At 67.4% G+C, this 21147-nt stretch carries 18 protein-coding genes; 2 read left to right on the top strand and 16 right to left on the bottom strand.

Annotated elements, in window-relative coordinates; translation table 11 throughout:
* Window positions 1-700: 700 nt before the first annotated feature.
* The 4 genes from AC3WL8_RS22905 to AC3WL8_RS22890 all read right to left on the bottom strand — a co-directional run bounded on the left by AC3WL8_RS22905 (window position 701) and on the right by AC3WL8_RS22890 (window position 4799).
* Window positions 701-1873 (bottom strand): thiolase family protein, encoded by a 1173-nt coding sequence (locus AC3WL8_RS22905; protein ID WP_013952232.1) that lies wholly within the window; start codon window positions 1871-1873, stop codon window positions 701-703.
* 4 nt (window positions 1874-1877) lie between these two features.
* Window positions 1878-2270: a Zn-ribbon domain-containing OB-fold protein gene (locus AC3WL8_RS22900; RefSeq protein WP_013952231.1), complete on the bottom strand. Its 393-nt coding sequence runs from the start codon at window positions 2268-2270 to the stop codon at window positions 1878-1880.
* Between the two features lie 131 nt (window positions 2271-2401).
* Window positions 2402-3946, bottom strand: coding sequence for an acetolactate synthase large subunit (locus AC3WL8_RS22895; RefSeq protein WP_013952230.1), 1545 nt, complete (start codon window positions 3944-3946; stop codon window positions 2402-2404).
* A gap of 76 nt (window positions 3947-4022) precedes the next feature.
* On the bottom strand, window positions 4023-4799 hold the full coding sequence (locus AC3WL8_RS22890) for a GntR family transcriptional regulator (RefSeq protein ID WP_013952229.1): 777 nt from the start codon (window positions 4797-4799) through the stop codon (window positions 4023-4025).
* Window positions 4800-5104: 305 nt separating this feature from the next.
* Between AC3WL8_RS22890 and AC3WL8_RS22885 the strand changes: the two genes are divergently transcribed.
* Window positions 5105-5602: an acyl-CoA thioesterase gene (locus AC3WL8_RS22885; RefSeq protein ID WP_041228551.1), complete on the top strand. Its 498-nt coding sequence runs from the start codon at window positions 5105-5107 to the stop codon at window positions 5600-5602.
* Window positions 5603-5653: 51 nt separating this feature from the next.
* Here the strand turns inward: AC3WL8_RS22885 and AC3WL8_RS22880 are convergent, their stop codons facing one another.
* The 7 genes from AC3WL8_RS22880 to AC3WL8_RS22850 all read right to left on the bottom strand — a co-directional run bounded on the left by AC3WL8_RS22880 (window position 5654) and on the right by AC3WL8_RS22850 (window position 15810).
* Complete coding sequence (locus tag AC3WL8_RS22880) at window positions 5654-7072, bottom strand: sensor histidine kinase (protein ID WP_013952227.1); 1419 nt, start codon at window positions 7070-7072, stop codon at window positions 5654-5656.
* A gap of 240 nt (window positions 7073-7312) precedes the next feature.
* A complete protein-coding gene (locus tag AC3WL8_RS22875) occupies window positions 7313-7516 on the bottom strand; it encodes a CsbD family protein (protein ID WP_041228550.1) in 204 nt (67 codons plus the stop codon).
* A 102-nt stretch (window positions 7517-7618) separates the two neighbouring features.
* Complete coding sequence (locus tag AC3WL8_RS22870; RefSeq protein WP_013952225.1) at window positions 7619-8227, bottom strand: hypothetical protein; 609 nt, start codon at window positions 8225-8227, stop codon at window positions 7619-7621.
* Between the two features lie 303 nt (window positions 8228-8530).
* Window positions 8531-11653, bottom strand: a complete 3123-nt coding sequence (locus AC3WL8_RS22865) for an efflux RND transporter permease subunit (protein WP_013952224.1) — start codon at window positions 11651-11653, stop codon at window positions 8531-8533.
* A gap of 13 nt (window positions 11654-11666) precedes the next feature.
* A complete protein-coding gene (locus AC3WL8_RS22860; protein ID WP_041228800.1) occupies window positions 11667-12857 on the bottom strand; it encodes an efflux RND transporter periplasmic adaptor subunit in 1191 nt (396 codons plus the stop codon).
* A gap of 54 nt (window positions 12858-12911) precedes the next feature.
* Window positions 12912-14297, bottom strand: coding sequence for a TolC family protein (locus AC3WL8_RS22855; RefSeq protein ID WP_013952222.1), 1386 nt, complete (start codon window positions 14295-14297; stop codon window positions 12912-12914).
* 355 nt (window positions 14298-14652) lie between these two features.
* Window positions 14653-15810, bottom strand: coding sequence for an acyl-CoA dehydrogenase family protein (locus tag AC3WL8_RS22850; protein ID WP_153953865.1), 1158 nt, complete (start codon window positions 15808-15810; stop codon window positions 14653-14655).
* Between the two features lie 233 nt (window positions 15811-16043).
* On the opposite strand from AC3WL8_RS22850, the gene AC3WL8_RS22845 reads away from it, so the two are divergent.
* The gene (locus tag AC3WL8_RS22845) at window positions 16044-16292 is read left to right on the top strand and encodes a hypothetical protein (protein WP_153953866.1); all 249 of its coding nucleotides are present in this window, start codon (window positions 16044-16046) and stop codon (window positions 16290-16292) included.
* A 10-nt stretch (window positions 16293-16302) separates the two neighbouring features.
* Here AC3WL8_RS22845 and AC3WL8_RS22840 read toward each other — a convergent pair whose 3' ends face one another.
* From AC3WL8_RS22840 to AC3WL8_RS22820, 5 genes are all read right to left on the bottom strand, one after another.
* Window positions 16303-17163, bottom strand: coding sequence for a LysR family transcriptional regulator (locus AC3WL8_RS22840; RefSeq protein ID WP_013952219.1), 861 nt, complete (start codon window positions 17161-17163; stop codon window positions 16303-16305).
* 125 nt (window positions 17164-17288) lie between these two features.
* Entirely contained in the window at window positions 17289-17651 is a 363-nt protein-coding gene (locus AC3WL8_RS22835; protein ID WP_153953867.1) for a hypothetical protein, read from the bottom strand.
* Window positions 17652-17883: 232 nt separating this feature from the next.
* Window positions 17884-18708 (bottom strand): class I SAM-dependent methyltransferase, encoded by an 825-nt coding sequence (locus AC3WL8_RS22830; RefSeq protein ID WP_013952217.1) that lies wholly within the window; start codon window positions 18706-18708, stop codon window positions 17884-17886.
* 141 nt (window positions 18709-18849) lie between these two features.
* A complete protein-coding gene (locus AC3WL8_RS22825) occupies window positions 18850-19698 on the bottom strand; it encodes an EamA family transporter (RefSeq protein ID WP_211979676.1) in 849 nt (282 codons plus the stop codon).
* Window positions 19699-19770: 72 nt separating this feature from the next.
* Complete coding sequence (locus AC3WL8_RS22820) at window positions 19771-21102, bottom strand: PQQ-dependent sugar dehydrogenase (protein ID WP_013952215.1); 1332 nt, start codon at window positions 21100-21102, stop codon at window positions 19771-19773.
* Window positions 21103-21147 lie beyond the last annotated feature (45 nt).

The following is a 21147-nucleotide window of genomic DNA, read 5'->3' as shown; positions in this document are numbered from 1 at the left end:
TTGAGATAATGCTGGCTCACCGGTCGAAATGACGATGAGCCTTTAACTGCCCTGCACACAAAAAAACTGACAGGCCCGCGTAGCCGGCGACTTACTTCCTGTCCAAGCGACAAGAAGTAAGCAAGAAACGCGTCGCCTATGCGGCTAGCAATCAATTACGCGGCGTCGGTCATATGGGCGGCGGTGCTTGCCGTTTGGATGTGGTCGCGGTTCGACCCTGCTAACGCCATGTGAGTGTGTGCCAGTGCCTGCGATAACCGGCTTTTGAACGATCCCCAAGTCGGGCGGTGGCCCGCGCTCTCCAGCGATATCGCATCAACGCCTTCGGCTGCGCTCCGCGCAAGCGCCCAATGACCGTCAGCGCATTTTGAGCCTGCGCAGCAGCCGTAGGCGTCCCCGCGATGCCGTCGGCAGCAGGCGGCCTACGCCCTGCATGGGGATCGTTCAATAGTGGGTTAACGTAGGCACTGTCACTGACTCACATGGCGTAGCAGGGTCGAACGGGCACCCACGCCCAAACGGAAAGCACCACCGTGCGAACTACCACCACCGTGGAATTGATTGCCAGCCGCTCTGGCGACGCGTTTTTTGGTTACTTTTTGTCGCTCGGACAAAAAGTGACTCGCCGGCTACGCCGGCGAAACAGCCACGCCCGCCAAGGGCGACAAGCGACCGTAATGGCACCAAGCCCAAAACACAATTAAACCGTCGCCGCAGTCCCCAGAATCGCCGTAGCCTGACTAGACAACGTCCCTCCATTCCCATGCACCACGGCAACTTCGGCACCCTCCACCTGCCGCTCCCCACATTCCCCCCGCAACTGCCGCACCGCCTCAATAGTGATGAACATCCCATACATCCCAGGATGCACGCATGACAACCCACCGCCATTGGTATTCACCGGCAGCCGCCCACCCGGCGCAATGCCGCCGCCGCTGACAAACTGACCGCCCTCGCCCTTGGCGCAGAACCCCAGGTCTTCCAAGAACAGCAGCGTATTGATGGTGAACGCATCATAAAGCTCAGCCACATCGACATCAGACGGCTTGAGGCCCGCCATGGCGAAGGCGCGCTCGCCGGATTCCTTGGCGGCCGTGACAGTCAGGTCCGGCATGCACGAGATCTGGCGGTGCCACGTGGCGGTGGCATTGCCCAGCACATAGACCGGCGGCTTGGCCAGGTCCCTGGCGCGGTCCGCGCGCACCATCACATAGGCACCGGCGCCATCGGTGACCAGGCAGCAGTCACGCACTGACAGCGGGTCGGAAACCATGCGCGCATTGAGCACGTCGTCGATGCTGAGCGGGTCCCGCATCATCGCTTCCGGATTGAGCTGCGCCCACTTGCGCGCGGCCACGGCGACCTCGGCCAAGTGCTCGCGCGTGGTGCCGTACTGGTGCATATGGCGCGCCGCGGCGAGTGCATACGACGTGATCGGCTGCAGCGGGCTGTACGGGTGCTCATACGGCTGCGGGTCCAGCACCGCGCGCACCTTGGAGATGCCGGCGCGGCCGACGGTGGAGGTGCGCTGGTTGCTGCCGTAGCAGACCAGCACCGCATCGCACTGGCCCGATTCGAGCGCCATCATCGCCGGCAGCATGTGCGAGACAAAGCTGGAGCCGCCGATCATGGTGCTGTCGACAAACTTGGGCTTGATGCCGAGGTACTCGGCCACCGGCATCACCCACATGCTGGCGCCGACGCTGGCAGTGGCGATGCCGTCGATGTCGCGCATCGACAGGCCCGCATCCCTGACGGCGGCCTTGGCGGCCTCCACCAGGATTTCCATTTCCGTCTTGCCGTGGGCCTCGCCCATGCCCGACTGGCCGACCCCGACAATGGCGACGCTGCCACGCAAATTGGACAAACTCATGGCTTCAGCCCTCCACCGGATCGAACACGACGAGAGCGGCCTCGCCTTCCTTGCCCTGCGCCACGCGCGCCTGCACGCGCATGCCGATGCGCACGCTGGCGGGCGCGATGCCTTCCACGCGGCTCATCATGCGCACGCCCTCATCCAGATCGACCAGCACCACGTTGTAGTCGCCGCCGGCTTCCGGCTTGCGGCGGATCACGCTGGTGGAATAGACCGTGCCGCTACCCTTGGGCGCGACCCAGGCGAGCGTGTCGCCGCCGCAGTGCGGGCAGATATTGCGCGGGAAAAACACGTGGCGCTTGCAGTCCTGGCAATGCTGGATGCGGAACTGGCCAGCGGCGAGCTGCTCCGCATAAGCCTTGTCCGGACCCACCGCCGCTTCTTGTTGGGGCATGGAGTCTCCTTCACTTTTGATGGTGCCGCCATGGGCTTTCCATGGCACGGCAATGAGCTTGCCGCAGTCTGTGCATTGCAACAATTCACATCTGCCAAAGGCTGGATTTTTGAATGCGGAAAGCGCCGCGCTCAGATCACCAGTTCGATCACAAACGGCCCCTTGCGCGCATTGGCCATGCGGAACAGGTCGGCAAAACTTTCCATGTCCCTGGCCTGCGCGCCCTCCACGCCCATGCCGTTGGCCAGCTTGACCCAGTCCAGGTCGGGATTGCCAATGTCCAGCATGTCCAGGGCGGTCTTGCCCGGGTTGGCCCCCACGCCCGCCAGCTCGCCCAGCAGGATGGCGTACTTCCGGTTGGCCAGCAGCACCACGGTGACATCGAGCTGCTCGCGCGCCATGGTCCATAGCGACTGCAGCGTGTACATGGCCGAGCCATCGGCCTGCAGTGCCACCACGCGCCGGTCCGGCGCCGCCACCGCCGCGCCCACGGCCAGCGGCAGGCCTTCGCCGATGGCGCCGCCGGTCAGCTGCAGCCAGTCGTGCGGGGCCGCATGGACCGTGCCGGGATAGAAGGCGCGGCCGAAGCTGATGCTCTCTTCCACCACGATGGCTTGTTCGGGCAGCAAGGCGGTCAGTGTCCGTGCCACCGCCTCGGACGTGACCGCGCCGCGCGCGGGCTCCACCGATGCGGGCGCCGCGGCAGCCGGCAGTGGCGCATTGCGTGCGCCCACCTCGTCAGCCAGCCGGGACAGCGCTTCGGCCAGGTCTTCCTCCGGACGTGCCAGCACATGGATCACGGCATCTTCCGGATACGGGCGCGGCGACTTGCCCGGGTAGGCAAAGAACGTCACCGGCGCCGGTGCGCCGACCAGGATCACGTTGCGGATGCCGGCCAGCTTGTCGCGCGCGACGTCGCCTGAATATGGCACGCGGTCCACCGCGAGGCGGCCGCTGCCGCGCGACACTCGCGCATTGGACATGGGCGAGATCAGCCGGGCGCCGGTCGCTGCGGCAATGCGGTGCGCATCGGCCAGCGGCGCCTCGCGCAGCGCGCTGCCCCCCAGCACGACCAGCGTGGGCTGGCCCGAGCGCAGCACGCGCGCGGCCTGCTGCACGGCGTCGGGCGAGACCTTGGGCACCGCCAGCGGCGGCAGCGGCGCGGCCACCACGCCGCCAGCATCCCAGCACACATCGGACGGCAGGATCAGGCTGGCGACCCCGCCCGGCGCGGCGCATGCGGCCTGCACCGCGGACGAGGCATCGGCGCCGACGGACGCAGCCTGCGTGGCCGTGCGCGTCCACACGGAGACAGGACGGGCCCAGCCTTCGGTATCCGCGGTCAGCGGTGCGTCCAGCGGCCGGTGGTAGGTGGCCTGGTCGCCGATGATGTTGACCACCGGCGTCTGCGCGCGGCGCGCGTTGTGCAGGTTGGCCAGGCCGTTGGCCAGTCCCGGGCCGCAATGCAGCAGCGTGGCGGCGGGCTTGCCGGCCATGCGCGCATAGCCATCGGCCGCGCCGGTGACCACGCCTTCGAACAGGCCCAGCACGCAGCGCATGCCCGGGATGCGGTCCAGCGCCGCGACGAAGTGCATTTCGCTGGTGCCCGGGTTGGCAAAGCAGGTGTCCACGCCGTTGGCGAGCAGGGTCTTGACCAGGCTCTCGGCGCCGTTCATCGGTTGGGTAGTTTCCATGTCTCGGGTTCCGCTCAGGTTCTGGGTCAGCAGGTTGGCATTGGTTGCACTGGGGGCGTCAGGCCGGGCGCGGCCGCGCCGCCAGCAGGTCGAAATCCAGGCAGACAAACTCGGTCGGGAATTCGATGCGTGCGTAGTAGACGATCAGCTCGCCGCGCTCGCCCGGGACACAGGCAAAGCGGCGCAGCTCAGCCACCGGCGCGCCCACGGCAAGCGCCAGCGCTGCGGCGGATTCGGCCCCGGCCGCGACGATCGACAGGCGCTGGCGCGCGGTGCTGACCGACAGGCCGGGGAAGCGGTCCAGCACCGGCACCGAGGCGCCCTGGCGGAAGGCCTCGGGCTCGCGCGCAAAGACGCCGGCTTCGATATAGACCTCGCCCACCGCGAACGGCCGTCCTTCCAGCCGGTGCAGCCGGCGCAGGAAGTGGTAGTCGGCGGCGCGCTCACCGGGGCACGGCATGCCGAGATCGGCGGGCAGCGGCACGTTGCCGGCCGACTCGACCATCGCTTCGGTGTCCAGCTGCGCGCCCACCGCCACCGCCTCGTCCCAGCTGGTCGACAGCGACACCTGCCGCCGCGCCTGGCACGGTGCCCTGACGAAAGTGCCGCGCCCGCGCGCGCGCTCCACCAGCCCTTCTTCGTCGAGCATCGACAAGGCATGGTGCATGGTCATGCGCGCCACGCCGTACTGGCGGCACAGTTCCTCCAGGGAGGGAATGCGCTCGCCCTGGCGCCAGGCGCCGCTTTCGATCTGGCGGCGGAAGATGGTGGCCAGCTGCAGGTAGACCGGCTGGCGGCTGCGCGAGAGGAGTTCGCTGGAGGTGGTGTCTGCCATGCGGCAAGGGAGGTCGGGAAACGGGCGATGCAGTGACCGCCCAAAGGCCGCCAAGTCGGATGACTATATGAAAGTCTATAAACCTAGACTACTCGGGTTAACGCCGATCCATGCCTCTCCGGTTTTGCCAGGCCCGGGCATGCATTCCGGGCGTTTGTCGACCGGGCGTCACGCGCCGAAACGTGCAGGAACCCCCACTTCAGCGCCCACCCTGCCACTGCCCAAGCGGACAGAATGCCACCATGCCCCAACCTTCCCGGGGGCAGGCGTGGCTGCCGCTTGCGGCCATCTCAAGGAGTCAATTTATGTTGATGCGAGACGTGATCCCCCAAATCCTGAACCGCGGCACGGCCCAACTGGCACCCGACGCGTTCGAGACGGCTTCGCACAAGACCTTCCACCATGCGATCGACATTTATCTCAAGGATTCCAATGCCTTTATGAATACCTACTTCGCCCGCTACTTCGAGTGGCAGGGCATTTGCCGGGAGCGGTGGTTCCATGAATGCATCCACGACAACCTGCTGGCCGCGGGCGGCGTCTTCGTGACCAAGCGTGCGCACCAGGAGTATGTCGAGGAGACGTTCCCGTTCCAGCGCGTGGATTGCTACCTGAACACCTTCCAGGTCCGGCAATGCTCGGCCTACCTGCTGTTCCGGTTCTGCGTGGGGGGCAAGCCGGTGTCGCTGGGCTACCAGCAGATCGTCTTCGCCGACCGGGAAAAGCGCATCACGCGCTTTCCGGCGGGCATCATCGAGCGGGTCAGGGAATATGAACTGGTGCTGCCGGCACTGGCCAGCTGAGCCAGGCGGCTGACCCCGTGCGAGTCTGAATCCGGCACCGCCGGCCGTGGGTCAGCCGGCGGTGCTGGTGCGCAGTCGGCTGTCGGCCATGGCGGTGAAGCGCGGCAGCCTGAGCGTGAAGGTGGTATGCACGGCCGGCACCGACTCGCACTCAATGCGCCCGCCGAAGGTCTCGATCACGCGCCGGCAGAAGGCCAGGCCCAGGCCGGCACCGGTGCCATGCGCCTTGGTGGAGAAGAACGGATCAAAGATGCGCGGCATGACGTCGGCCGGAATGCCCGGGCCGGTGTCGCGAAAGCGGATCACGTGGTACTGGCCCTCGGTCGCGCCGGTGATGTCGATGTGGCCGCCGCCGGCCGCCCTGATCGCATGCAGCGCGTTCTTCAGCAGATTGAACAGCACATAGACCAGCAGCGTGTCGGAGCCGACAAAGCGCCAGTCCTGGTCGATGCCGCGAACCTGCACGCAGCCGCGCTCCTCGCCCTGGAACGGGTAGCGCTCCAGCGCCGCATGCACGCAGTCGGCAATGCCGTGTGGCGCAAAGCTGCTGCGGTCCAGCCGCTCCAGCGTGACCGAGGCCAGCGCCATGTCGATCACGGTGCTGGTGCCATCGACTTCCCGCGTGATGGCGCCGACCAGGCTCGACACGCGCTCAAGCTGGCCGGGCCGCATGCGGTCCTCGTACAGCCCCTGCTGGACCGCCAGCTGGTAGCCGTGCAGCACCTGCGGCCAGGTGCGCGCCAGCTCCTGCGCCTGCATGCGGATGGTCGCCAGCGGCGTGCGCACCTCGTGCGCCACGGTGGCGGCCAGCGAATACGGATGCATCAGGTCGTAGCGCACCACGCTGACCGCCAGGATGCCCAGGCTTGCCGCCACGAACACCACGCCCGGCGGATAGAAGGCCGCGCCGTAGTTGACGGCGTAGTCCACCGCCGCCAGCGAATAGAGCGCCACCGCCACCAGGCACAGCTTGTAGCGCTTGCGGCGTTCAGCCGTTGCATTGTGCCGCGCCGCCACCAGCAGCCAGGCGCTGCGCAGCGCCACCAGCACCGTCTGCAACAGGTGCAGCGGATGCAGCGGGCCGGCCTTGGGATAGTCGCCGAAGAAATAGCTGTAGTAGCCAGAGACCACCTGGTTGGTGGTCAGCAGCAGCACCGCCAGCACCAGGCTCAGGCCGTAGGAGGCCAGCAGCAACGGCCGCTCGCGGCGGCACTCGGTGACTTCGGCAATGAAGTGGTAGAACGTGGTCGGCAGGAACAGGATGAAGAGGTAGCCGAGCCTGGCCAGCGCCAGCGCCACATCGGGATGCGAGGCCTGGAACAGGAACACCCACGTGCCCTGCCAGGCGAAGGTGGTCACGCACAGCAGGAAGAACGAAGTGGAGACGCGCGTCACCCCCTTGGTCACCAGCACATAGAGGCCGTAACCGAGGAAGATCGACGAGACGAAGGCGGGCAAGGCTGCGTACATGCGGAGCGCGAAAGCAGGCCGGATGGATGGTGGGGTCGGCGACGCGACATGGTATGCCCTGCGCGGGTGGCGCGTGCATCATTTGGTTGCATTCAGAGCTAATCCGCGCTTAATGCTGTGCGATTTACGCCGAAACACCCCTCGTTCCGGGGGTGCCTGAGGGGAATCGAGTACGCGCCACACAAGAAACAAGGCGGGGCGCCCGCTGGCGACCCGCCTTGCCGTGCTGCCACGCCCTGCTTACCAGCGCGTGTCCCGTTCCCACGCCTTCATTTCTTCCTCGGCGCGCTCCTTGGTGTAGCCATAGCGCTCCTGGATGCGGCCGGCAAGCTGATCACGCTTGCCGTTGATCTGCGCGATGTCATCGTCGGTCAGCTTGCCCCACTTCTCCTTGACCTTGCCCTTCACTTGTTCCCACTTGCCTTCGATCTGGTCCCAGTTCATGTCGTGCTCCTTCATCCGGTGGCAAGGGGGCGCCATCAGAGGCGTCCCCTTGCGTGTGGTGCGGTGCGTGTCCCGCCATTGCTGGCGGGACACCGCGAAGGCTTACTTGCTGTACTTGGCCTTCACATCGGCCTGGCACTTGTCCTTGGACTCGCCCGAGAGCGCGTCGCAGCGTTCCTTGTCGGCCTTGTAGGCGGCGTCAGTGGCGTCCTTCTTCGCGTCGGCGCGGGCTTCCGCCACGTCGGCACGCGAACCGGTCGCCGCGGCCTTGTCGACCTTGGCAGCCATCAGTGCCTTTTCATGGGCGGCCTTGGCGTCCTTCTTGCAAACGTCCTTGTCATTGCCCTTCTTGTCGTCGCACATTTCCTTGGCGACGTCATAGTCGCGGTCGGCCTTGACCTTCTCGGCCTTGGCCATCGACTTCTGCGTGCCGTCGCGGCGGGCTTCTGCCTGGGCCTTGGCCACATCGCGGTCGCGCTTGGCCTCGGCCTTGCAAACGTCCTTGGCGTTGGCCTTCATGCCATCGCACTTGGCGGAGGCAGCCTTGTAGTCCGCATCAGCCTGCTTCACCGCGGCGTCATAGTCCGCCTTTGTCCCGGTTGCAGCCGTTCCGGTCGTGGTTGCTGGCGCGGTCATCTGGGCCAAAGCAAATCCCGCCGGTGCGGCAACCATCATCGAACACACTGCTGCGGTCAGCCATTTCTTCAACATGTCGATCTCCTTTCCGGGTGGATGCGTCAGGGTACGCATGAGAGGCCGGCGGCTATGCTGCTGGCCATGCCGTAAGTACAGAGTAGGCTCGGGGAAATATGGGAAGCAGGCGTCCGGCTCCGAAAGGAGCGTCAGACTATTCCGACATTGCGATTCGGGCGACGCACACGGCGGGGCATGCACCGGATTGCGGAGGGACTTGTGGAATGCGCCTTAAAAGAAAAAACGCCGCCCGGTGTGGGGGCGGCGTCATGCCTGGGGCCTGTCTGCAATGCCACACAGGCCGCGACCGCGGCCCTGTCATCAGCCCGCAATCGATGGCGTCAACCGGCTCTCGTCGGGCTTGTCGCCCTCCTCGTCCGGCCAGTTGCGGCCCACCATCCATTCATACAGGGTGGGCAGCACGATCAGCGTCAGCATGGTGGCGGTAATCAGCCCGCCGATGATGACGATGGCCAGCGGGCGCTGCGTCTCCGAGCCGATGGCGCGCGAGATGGCCATCGGGAACAAACCCAGCATGGCCAGCAGCGCGGTCATCAGCACCGTGCGCAGCCGGTCCATCGAGCCGGTCAGCACGGCCTGGCGCACCGGCATACCTTCATCGCGCAGCTGGTTGAAGTAGGTCACCATCACCACGCCGTTGAGCACCGCCTGGCCGAACAGCGCGATAAAGCCGATCGCCGCCGACACCGATAGTGGAATGCCGGTCAGGAACAGCGCGAACACGCCGCCGATCAGCGCGAACGGGATGTTCGAGATGATCAGCGTGGCGCTCTTGAACGACTTGAACGCATTGAACAGCAGCAGGAAGATCACCAGCACCGACAGCGGCACCACGATCGAGAGCCGCGCCATGGCGCGCTCCTGGTTCTCGAACTCGCCCGACCAGCTGATCTTGACGTCCTCGGCCTTGACATTCTTGGCCACCAGCGCCTGCATGTCCTTCACCACGCTGCCCATGTCGCGGTCGTGGATAAAAATGCCGATCGAGGTGGTGCGCTGGCCGTTCTCGCGGCTGATGTTCATCGCGCCGGATGCCGCGCGGAAGGTCACCAGCTGTGACAGCGGCACCTGCGCGCCGTCCGCGGTCTGCATGAAGATATTGGGCAGGTTCGGCAGCGCGCGCTCCGACGGCTTCAGGCGCACGGCAACGCTGAAGTGCTTCTCGCCCTCCCACAGCTCGGTCGCGGCCTTGCCGGCCAGCGCGGTTTCCATCAGGTCCTGCACGTCGGCCACGTTGATGCCGTAGCGCGCGGCCTGGGCGCGGTCGAACTCCAGCACGTACTGCGGCAGCTCGCCGTCGCGGTCGATAAAGGCCCGCATCACGCCCTTGACCGACTGCACGTTGGCCAGGATCTGGTCGGCCACCTGCTTGTTGTGCTCAAGGCTGTCGCTCTGGACCTTGATCACAATCTGGCCCTTGATCTGCGAGATGCTCTCCAGGATGTTGTCACGCACCGGCTGCGAGAAATTGGGCTCGATGCCGGGGAGCTGGCGCAGGTTCTTGTCGATCTCGCCGATGATGCCGCGCTTGTTGAAGCCGTCGCGCCACTGCTTCTCGGGCTTGAGGTCGACCAGGATCTCGACGGTGTTGATCAGCTTGGGATCGGTGCCGTCATCGGGGCGGCCCACCTTGGAGATGGTGGTGTTGACCTCCGGGGTCTTGCGGATCACGCCGCGCAGCAGCCGCGCCTGGTCGCGCGCTTCATCGATCGAGACCGACGCGGGCAGGTCGAAGCTGACCCACATCGAGCCTTCGTCCAGTTCGGGCAGGAACTCGCTGCCAAGGAACTTGCCCACGCCCACGGTCACCACCAGCAGGCCCACCGCCGCGCCCACCACCAGCTTCTTGTGGTCCAGCGCCCAGGCCAGCATCGGCTCATAGAGCCGCTTGCAGTGGCGCACGATGAAGTTGTCGTCGTGCGCGATGTTCTTGGTGAGCAGCAGGTGGCACAGCAGCGGCACCAGCGTCAGCGAGAGGATCAGGGAGCCGATCAGCGCGCCCGTCACCGTGTAGGCCATCGGCGCGAAGATCTTGCCCTCGTGCCGCTGCAGCGTGAAGATCGGGATGTGCGCCGCAATGATGATGACCATCGAGAACACGGTCGGACGGCCCACTTCCGTGGTGGCCTGCAGGATGGCGAGGAGGCGCGCCTTGCTGTCCTTGATCTGCTGCTCCTTCAGCTCGCCCAGCCGCTTGAAGATGTTCTCGACCACGATCACCGCGCCGTCGACGATGATACCGAAGTCCATCGCGCCAAGAGACAGCAGGTTGGCCGGAATGCCCACCCAGGTCAGGCCGATGAAGGTCGACAGCAACGCCAGCGGGATGATCAGCGCCACGATTGCCGCGGCACGCACGTTGGCCAGGAACAGGTACAGCACCGCCATCACCAGCAGCGCGCCTTCCACCAGGTTGCCGAACACGGTGTGCAGGGTCTTGTCGATCAGCGTGGAGCGGTCGTAGTACGGCACGATCTTCACGCCCTTGGGCAGGATCTGGTCGTCCAGCAGGTCGATCCTCTTCTTCAGCGCCTCCAGCACCAGCGACGGGTTCTCGCCCTTGCGCATCACCACGATGCCCGAGACGATGTCGTCCTCGTTGTCCTGGCCCATCAGGCCTTGCGGCGGCGCGCTGCCGACCCTCACGTCGGCGATATCCTTGACAAGGATGGGGGTGCCGTTGTTCTCGGCCACCACCACGTTGGCGATATCGGCCGAGGTACGGAAGCTGCCCAGCGAGCGCAGCAGGAACTGCTGCCGGCCGTGCGCCACGGCGCCGCCGCCGGCGTTGGCATTGGCGCGCTGCAGCGCGGTGAACAGCTGCGACAGTGAGATCTTGGCATCGCGCATGCGCGCCAGGTTGGGATTGACCTCGTACTGCTTGATGGTTCCGCCGATGGTGACCAGGTCGGCCACGCCCGGCACCTGGCGCAGGTTCTTCTCCACCACCCAGTCCTGCAGCGTGCGCAGCTCTTGCGCGGTATAGCCCTTGCCGGTCAGGCGGAAGCGGTAGATCTCGCCGATCGCGGTGGACAGCGGCGCCAGGTCCGGATGCACGCCGTCGGGCAGGTCCACGCTGCGCAGGCGCTCCAGGATCTGCTGGCGCGCGGTCACGTCGGTGGCCTTGTCATTGAAGGTCACCATCATGAACGACAGGCCGAACTGCGTATGCGAGAACACCCGCACCGCGTTGGGCGTGCCGGCCAGCGCGGTTTCGATGGGGATGGTGACCTGGCGCTCCACCTCTTCGGCGGCGCGGCCCGGGTACAGCGTGATGACGTTGACCTGGATGTCGGAGACATCCGGGAAGGCTTCGATCGGCAGGTTCTTGAACGCGGCCAGGCCGCCCCCGACGAAGATAAGCAGGCCCAGCCAGACAAAGAGCTTCTGGTGCAGGGCAAAGCTGACGATGCGCGAAATCATGTGGCGGCCGTCCTCACTTCTTCTCGGACGCACGCGCCGCGTTCACGGCCGTGGCATCGCGCAGGATGTCCTGCAGGTAGAGGTTGCCGTCGGTGATCACGGTCTCGCCGTCCTTCACGCCTTCAAGCAGCTCGGTGGTGCCGGGCAGCGTCACGCCCACGCGCACCAGGCGGCGCTCAAAGGTATTGGCGGCGGTGCGCACGAACACATAGTTGCGGTTCTCGGCCAGGAACACGGCCTTGGACGGCACGGCGATGCCCTTGAACGATGCGGCCGGCAGCTTCGCGGTGACGAACATCTCCGCCTTCAGGCGGCGCTCCGGGTTGGGCACCATCAGCCGCACCTTGATGCTGCGCGCGGTGGGATCGACATAGTCGGCGATCTTGATCACGGTGCCGGAGAAGGTCTCTCCGGGCCAGGCAGCGGTGGTCAGCTGCACGTCCACGCCCGGCTTGAACAGGCTCAGGTCAGCCTCGCCCGCGTCGACCTGCGCCCACAGCGTGGTCGGATCGGTCACCAGGAACAGCGGCGCGGCGGGCGGCTGGTCGGGGCGCAGTTCCATGCCAAGGTTGATGTTGCGCTCGACCACCAGGCCGTCGATCGGGCTGCGCAGCGGAAAGCGCTGGTTGACGGCGCCCGCGCCGCCTGCGGCCGCGCCGTACTGGCCCAGCGCCGCCTGGGTGCGCTGCAGGTCCGCCGCGGAACGCGCGGCGTCGGCCTGCGCCTGTTCCAGTTCCTTCTGCGCGATGATGCCGGCGCCGTACAGCTCGCGCTGCCGTGCCAGCGCCTTGGCCGCGACCGCGCTGTCGGCGGCGGCCTTGCGCGCATCGGCCTGGGCTACGCCGAAATCGGGCGAGGTCAGGCTGGCCAGCGGCTGGCCCGCTTTCACGGTGGTGCCGGGCTGCACCAGGATCTCGGTGACGCGGCCGGCAAACGGCGTCGACACGCGCACGGTCTTGTCCTCGTTCCACACCAGCCGGCCGGGCAGGCTCAGCATGCGCTCGCCGCCGGTCTTGGCGGCTTCGCCGGCGATGCCCGGCAGCGTCTTCACGCTGGCCGGGAACTGGATGGTATTGCCGCTGACCTTGGGCTCGTCATCGGCCTTGGGCGCTTCAGACTTGCCGCAGGAGGCCAGCGCCAGCGCGCACAGAGACAGGGCAGCAACCCGTGCGGGCAGGCCGGCGGGGAAATGGACGGAAGACATGCGGCGGGACATGCGTGACAGGAGAGAGTGCATTGGATTCGCTGGAACTGCGGTTCAGGGACGCGAGGTGGTCGTCGCAGTGCCGGTCGTGGAGGTCTGCAGCGCGGCGCGGTAGGCCGACAGGGCCTTGGCGTAATCGCCCTGGGCGCTGACGGCGTCGAGCCGGGTCTGGCGCAGCGCGCGGCGGGCATCGAGCAGGTCGAGCACGCCGGTGGCGCCCTTGCCGTAGGCAAACTCGGCGCTGCCGGCCACGCTTTCGGCAGCGGGCAACACGTCGTCGCGCATCTGCCGCAGTGACTGGCGCGAGGCTTCGAGCTGGCTGCGCAGCCGTTCCATCTCATTGCCGGCTTCAAGCAGCACGCGGTTGCGCTCGTCCAGCGCGGCGTAGTAGTCCACCTCGGCGCGGCGGGCCTCGCCGCCGTTGCGGTGGCGCACGTACAGCGGGATCGTCAGGAACACGCCGTAGCTATTGCCGCTGCCATTGGTATTGGTGGCGGAGACCGGATAGTGCTCAGCCTGCGCGCCCACGGTCACGTCAGGCACGCGGCCGGCGCGTGCCAGGTCGCGGGCGGCGGCGGCCGCCGCCAGGCGGGCCTCGGCCGCGGTCACGTCGGGGCGGCGCTGCAGCGTGTCGGGGTCGACCTGCGGCACGGGGGTATCCAGCGGCGGCCAGTCCGGCACCAGCCGGTTGTCGGCGAGCGTGCCGGGCACGCCCATGGCCTGCGCCAGCTGGGCCTTGTCGCGGCTGTGGTCGGCCATGGCCTGGCGCATGTCGTTCTGCGCGCGCAGCGCGTCGAGCTGCAGCTTGGTCACTTCGGCGCGCGAGACGTCGCCGGCCTTGAGGCGGGTCTCGCTGGCCTGGCGGGTGCGGTCGTACAGGCCCAGCATCTCCCTGAGCACGCCCACGCGCTCCTGGCTGATCACCGCCTCATAGAAGGCCTGCTCCGCCCCGGCGGTCTGCTGCACCACCACCGCCTGCACCACTTCGCCGGCGGCCGCGCTGGCCTTGCGCGCGGCGTCCACGCGCAGGCCGCCCTTGTTGGCGGTCTCGATCAGCTGGTCCACGCGCAGGGTGGAGTCCACGGTCTTGCTGCGCAGGTTGCCCGAGCCGATGCCGGCATGCGGGTTGATGTTGGTCACGCCCAGGCTCAGCACCGGGTTGGGCCGCTGCGAAGCGATCTGTATGTCCGCCTGGCTGGCTTCGACGCCGCGGCGGGCGGCGATGATGTCGCGATTGCAGCGAAGTGCGTCCAGGCGCACCTGCGCCAGGGTCAGCGTCGCGCCGGCCGGCGGCGGCACGCAAGGACCGGCAGCATCTGCGGAATCAGCGGAAGGAAGCGGATCGGCGGGGCGTTCGGCGGCAAGGATTGCCGCGGGCCGGGCCAGAACCCCCAGTACCAGCAGGGCACCCACGGCAATACGGGAAAAGACAAAAGGCACGGTCAGTCAGGCTCAGTTCGACAACGGTCTGCGGTAAACGACCGTGCCCGCCGAACGGTGCACCGGGGCGGCAAATATTCATCCGACCCCGATCCCGCCAGTGCGGTCGCGAAGCGTGGCTGTCTTGGTGCGCCCTCGCCTGCAGTCCTGATGCATCAAACGCCACCCGGACACGATCTCCCGCACGCATTCAAACCGAATCGCATTACAAACAGCTTTCATTGGGCTGACAAAAGCCTTTAACTACGCGAAAACCCTAGCCAACCGGAAAAAACAACCACCGCTGCGGGCCGTTGCCGGCCATGCCGTCGGAAATTGGGGCGGACCTGATCCCTTCGTCCGCCCTCATTTCTCCTTACCCCTTCACACGGTCATCCAGCCCCAGGCTGCGGCCGATGATCTCCTTCATGATCTCGCTGCTGCCGGCGTAGATGCGCGAGATGCGCGCGTCGGTGTACATGCGGCAGATGCGGTATTCCTCCATATAGCCGGCGCCGCCGTGCAGCTGCACGCCCTCATCGACCATGCGCCCCTGCAGTTCCGACGTGAGCAGCTTGGCTGACGCCGCCGTCTCCACGGTCAGCGTGCCGGCGTTGTGCTGCAGCACGCACTGGTCGACGAAGGTCTGCAGCGCATCCAGCTGCGCACGCAGCTCGGCCAGCCTGAAGCGCGAGTTCTGGAACGTGCCGATCGCCCGGCCGAAGGCCTTGCGCTCCTTGACGTAGTCCAGCGTGAGGTCGAACGCCACCTGCGCCGACGCCATGTAGCCGCAGGCGCCAATCAGCCGCTCTTCAGCCAGGTGGCGCGTCAGGTAGCGGAAGCCCTGGCCGGGCTCGCCCAGCACGTTGGCCTTGGGCACCTTGACGTTGTCGAAGAACAGTTCGGAGGTGTCCTGCGAGTGCAGGCCCATCTTGCGCAGCTTGCGCCCGCGCTCGAAGCCCGGCATGCCGCGCTCGACGATAAAGAGGCCAAGGCCGTGGCTGCGCTCCGGATCGGTGCGCGCGACCACCACCACAAAGTCGGCCAGCTGGCCGTTCGAGATATAGGTCTTGGCGCCGTTCAGCACCCAGTGGTCGCCGTGGTCCTCGGCACGCGTGCGCATGCCGGCCAGGTCGGAGCCGGCCTGCGGCTCGGTCATGGCGATGGCAAAGATCGACTCGCCGCGCGCGGCCGCCGGCAGCAGGCGCTGGCGTTGCTCCTCATTGCCGATACGGCCGATATACGGAGCCACCAGCCGCGAGTGCAGCGTGCCGAAAAATCCCGAGTCGCCGTGGCGCGCGTTTTCCTCGATCAGGATCTGCTCATAGCGGAAATCCTCCACGCCGGCGCCGCCGTATTTCTCATCGGCCCATATCAGCAGGTAGCCCTGCTCGCCGGCCTTGCGGAACACCTCGCGGTCCACGCAGCCCTGTTCGCGCCAGCGCTCGCCGTGCGGCCCCACCTCGCGCTGGTAGAAGCGGCGGGCGGATTCGCGAAAGGCGTCGTGTTCAGCTTCGAAGATCAGGCGTTGCATGGCGGGGTCTCCTGGTGTTTTTGAGAGTGACCGCCTGAGTGTCTGCCGTGCAGCGGCTATGAGATTCGTCCGAAAGGATGATTTTTCCTACCGCAGCCGAACGGACAGGTTTGAAGGAGAAGCCAGCTTGAATGCAATTTTATTGATATGAAGTGGAAATAACTTTCATTTACCCGCCGCAACGGTTTGCGCCAATACTGGAATCACAGATACCTATTCGATGGAGCGGGAACATGGAAGCCGTCCTCTGGATTGCCCTGGCACTGGCACTGGTGGCACTGGGAGGCAGCGTCACCTGGCTGATCGGGACGCGGGTGCCCGAGCCGGTGTTCGAACGCGCGCAACTGCATGGCCGCTTTGCCGGGCTGGAACCCCGCCCGCCGCGCGGCGGCGGACGCGGGCGCCGGGTGCGGCGCGTGCGGCAATGGCGCCTGGTGGCCGTGCCCGGCCCGATGGGCCAACTGGTGCCGGTCCGGATCTGACCGCTTTGCGCTACTGCGGGAAATCCCAGCGCTGCGACCAGTCGGATTCTTCGCGCACGATGTCACGCAGGATGCGCACCGCGTCCTGCGCCGCGCCTGTTGGGGTCCTGGCGCAGACGAGGAACACTGGATAAGAGAACTCTGAGGCGCCTTCCACGCGCGCCAACACCCCGCTGTCCAGGTAGCTCTGCACCACGCGTGTCCGGAAATAGCCGCTGCCGCCGAACTGCAGGATGTACTGCAGCGCCAGCGGCCCCAGGTTGAAGTACAGCGAGGCGCGCGCATGCTCCGGCAGCGCGCTGTCATGCTGGCGGCGGAATTCCGGCCCCCAGTCGACATAGACATAGCCGCCATCGCGCTGCGTCGAGCGGATCAGGATCAGCTTCTCTTCCATCAGCGCCTCGACATGCATGCCGGGCGCATACTCCGGCTGGTAGACCAGCGCCGCGTCCAGCGTGCCTGACTGCAGCTTGCGCTGCAGTTCCGCCCCTTCCCCCACTTCCGCCCGCACCGCCTGCGCCGGCATCAGCTGGCGCAGGCGCGTGGTCCACAGCAGCACCAGCGGATTGCCCAGGCTGATTTCCGTGCCGAAACGAAACAGGCTGGCCAGCCCGGCCGGCAACGGCAGTTCGCGGCAGGCCGCCTCCCAGGTCTGCACCAGCTGGCTGGCGTAGCCGAGAAAGCGCTGGCCATCGGGCGTCAGCCGTGCGCCCGCCTTGTTGCGATCGAACAGGCGGCAGTTCAGTTGCGATTCCAGGCTCTTGATGCGCGCGGTCACGGCGGTCTGCGTGACATGCAGCTTGTCGGCCGCGGCCAGCAGGCTGCCGGTGCGAACGACTTGCAGGAAGGTGCGGGCGAGTTCGATGTCCATGGGGCGGGGGATTAACCGGTGTGACGAATTGTAGGCAATTGAGGGCGAATATTCCGCAATTGCCGTCACATGCCCCGCCGACGGTACTGCAACTATGCTGTCTTGTTCGGATGGGCCCCGCCGGGTCAGCGCGCCGGCTGCGGCCGCACCGCCGCTGGCATCGCAACCGGCACGGCGCCTGCCGCCGGCGCGCTGCGCGCCTCGCGCGGCGGCCTCAGCGGCGCGAGGCCTTCCGGCTCCCGCAAGGCCAACCCATTGTCATAGCCAGTGGCAACGGCCTCCAGGTATCCGGGGGCAAACTTCTGTTCCGGCGTCACGGCCTGCACGGCCGGCGCTGCAGCCTGCGGCGCCTCGGACTGGGCGCAGGCGACGCTGTTGATGCATAAGCCCAGCACGCGCAGCAGCGCCATGGCCTGGCGCGAGCGGTGCAGGATTGCGGGCGGGCGCGGCGCGGCCTGCCCTGTCTGGCATTGGGATCGGGTGTTCATCGGGGTTCTCCGGGAAGCCATTGCTGGCAGGTGGCACAACGAGCCGCGGCGCCGCGCTCGCTGTCCATTGCGCAATGACCGTGCCACCGCCGCAAGGCTGGTTGCGGCGTGGATTACGGCACTTTCCGGGGACGGAATGGTGGGGCCAGGCCAACGCTGGCAACGGGGATGTCGGTCGATCTCCAACACTCCCGGCGGCATCCGCTCCACGACGGGCGCGTGGGTGCCGCCCTCAGGGCTTGACCGCCGCCGCCAGCACCGCCGGCATCGGCACCTCGAAGCCGCTGCCGCGCATATAGGCGGCGACGGTGCCGCGCAGCACGGCGCGGATCTCATCGCGGGCCCTGGGGGTCTGCGCGCGCAGCGTGGCGGCGGCTCGCACGGTGCCCTGGGCCAGCGCATCGAACAGCTGGTCGGGCGTGGAGAAGCGCCATACCTGCGGCACGCTGCGGCATGTGGGCGAGACAAAGCCGGCCTGCTGCAACGCGGTGCGGCAATGGCCCGGATCGCTGAACAGGAAGAAGTTCGGCCCCACGGGGAGATCGACCTCCATCGAGCCGCAGGCGCGGATCGCGGCATAGACCGCGCCGAAGCCGACCGCGCGCTCGGGCGTGTCCCACACGGTGAAGGCGATGCGCCCGCCCGGGCGCAGCACGCGGAACGCTTCGGCCAGCGCGGCCTCCGGGTCGGACAGGTGGCACATGCCGAAGCCATTGACCACGGCATCGAAGCTGGCATCGCCGAACGGCAGCGCCTGCGCATCGGCCTGCTCGTAGTGGACATCCGGATGGAGCTTGCGCGCCAGCTGCACCTGCGCCAGCGAGAAATCGATGCCGACGGACTCGGCGCCGCGCCGCACCGCCCCAGCCGCGACATGGCCGGAGCCGGTGGCCACGTCCAGCACGCGCAGCCCGCTGGCCACATGGGCGTCATCCAGCAGGGACTCGACCGATTGCCGGGTCACGTGCGACAGATGCTCCTGGTACTGGCTGACGACCTCGGGATCTTCCCAGCCGGCCAGCTCAAAGGCCCGAAACGAATCTGCGGTGTGGTCCATGCCCTCTCCTCGGCGTCGATGCCAGGCTGCCGGTTTGCGCGGACGCAGTGCCCCTCCGCCGTCTGACCCCGGTAAAGCCAAGTATAGACAGCGCCGGCGGCGCGCAGCGGCCGGGCGCCCTGGCCGTCACCCGGATTGCCCTCAGGCAAAGCGCAGCGTGGCCACGCCGGCGGCGATCAGGCACGCCGCGCCCAGGCGGGCGACGCCCACCCGCTCCTTGAGCAGCAGTCCGGAGATCAGCGCGCCGAACAGGATCGAGGACTCGCGCAGGGCCGCCACCGGAGCCACCGGCGCGCGTGTCATCGCCCACAGCGACAGCCCGTAGGACGCCAGCGTGCCGCCGCCCCCAACCAATGCGAACACCAGGTTGCGCCGCACGTAGCCGGCCAGTGCCGGCCGGCGCGCCACCAGCGCCCACGCCGCCAGCGGCACCGCGGTCAGCACGAAGATCCAGAACGCATACGCTACCGGCGCGCCGGAGCGGCGCACGCCGGTGCCGTCGATCAGCGTATAAGCGGCGATCACCAGCGCGTTCAGCAGGGCCAGCCACATGCCTTCACGGCTGCCAGCGGCAGCGCGGGCACCGTGACCGCCGCCCGCCATGGCCAGGATGCCCAGGCTGACCACGGCGATGCCGCCCCACGCCAGCCCCGAAAGGTGCTCGCCCAGCCAGCCCACGCTGGCCACCGCCACCAGCAGCGGCGCGGTGCCGCGCATCAGGGGGTAGGTCTGGCTCATGTCCGCGGTGTGGTAGATGCGTGCCACCAGCGCGAAATACACCACGTGCACGCCCACTGACGCGGCGATGAAAGGCCAGCTCGCCGGCGCCGGCTGCGGCAACGCCGGCAGCGCCACGGCGCCCATCAGGCCGGCGCTCACCGCCACCATCACCGTCGACAGCATCTTGTCGCCGCCACCCTTGACCACCGCGTTCCAGGCGGCATGCAGGAACGCGGCGAGCAGGACGACTGCGAAGACAGTGAGAGACATGGGCGGCAGCGGACTCGGGGGGGCGCCGTCATTCTAGCGGCGCAGTGCCGCCGCTGCCGCGCCATGGTCCGCCTACTTCGCGCCGCTGACCCGCCACACCGTATTGCCGACGTCATCGGCCACCAGCAGTCCGCCGCGCGGGTCGATCGCCACGCCCACCGGCCGCCCGCGCGCGTTGCCGTCCTCATCGAGAAAGCCGGTCAGCACGTCGAACGGAGCGCCGTTGGGCCGGCCCTTGCTGAACGGCACGAAGATCACCTTGTAGCCCGCCAGCGGCCTGCGGTTCCACGACCCGTGCTGGCCGACGAACATGCCTTCGCTGAAGCGCGCCGGCAAGCTGTTGCCGCCGGCGGCGGCCAGCCCGAGCGATGCGGTGTGTGCCCCCACGGCATAGTCCGGCACGATGGCCCTGGCCACCAGGTCCGGCGCCGGCGGCTTCACGCGTGCGTCGACATGCTGGCCGTAGTAACTGTAGGGCCAGCCATAGAAGCCGCCGTCGCGCACCGAGGTGATGTAGTCCGGCACCAGGTCACTGCCGATCTCGTCGCGCTCGTTGACAGCAGTCCAGAGCATGCCGGTGACCGGCTCCCACGCCATGCCGTTGGGATTGCGCAGGCCGCTGGCAAAGATCCGGTGCGTGCCGGTCTTGGGGTCGACCTCCCAGATGGCGGCGCGGCCGACCTCCCTGTCCATGCCGTGCTCGCCCACGTTGCTGTTGGAACCCACCGTCACGTACAGCTTGCTGCCGTCGCGGCTGGCGATCAGGCTCTTGGTCCAGTGATGGTTGAGCGGCCCGCCGGGCAGGTCCACCACCTTCTGCGGCGCGGCAGTGATCTGGGTCTGTCCGGGCTGGTACGGGAAGCGCAGCACCGCGTCGGTGGCGGCCACGTAGAAGTCGTTGCCGACCAGGGCCATGCCGAACGGCGAGTTCAGGTCCTTCAGGAACACCGAGCGCTGGTCGGCCACGCCGTCGCCGTTGGTGTCGCGCAGCAGCGTGATGCGGTTGGCGCTGGGGGTGCCGGCGCCGGCGCGCTTCATCAGCTTCTTCATGATCCAGCCGCGGATGCCCTTGCCATCGTCGGGCTTGGGCGGGGCATTGCTCTCGGCCACCAGCACGTCGCCGTTGGGCAGCACGTAGACCCAGCGCGGATGGTCCAGCTTGTCGGCGAAGGCCGTAACCGCCATGCCTGCGGCCGGCACCGGGCGCTGGCCCGCTGCCCAGCCGATGGCCGGCGCGATCTTGACGGTGGGGATCGCGGTCTGGTTGGGTGGCGGCAGCTGCGGCACGGGGCCAAAGCCCGCTTCGGAAGGCAGCTTGGCCGATTCGCCGCAGGCGGCGAGCGCAGCGGTGGCGCCCGCCAGCAGGACGACACGCAACAGGGAGATGGCGGTGGGCATCGGCATGATCCGGGCTCCTCAGGCAACGCGGGGCGGCGCGCCTGTCCCTGG

This window comes from Cupriavidus sp. FW305-F7 (genome assembly GCF_058782875.1).
This window is presented reverse-complemented; position numbering and strand designations above follow the sequence as displayed.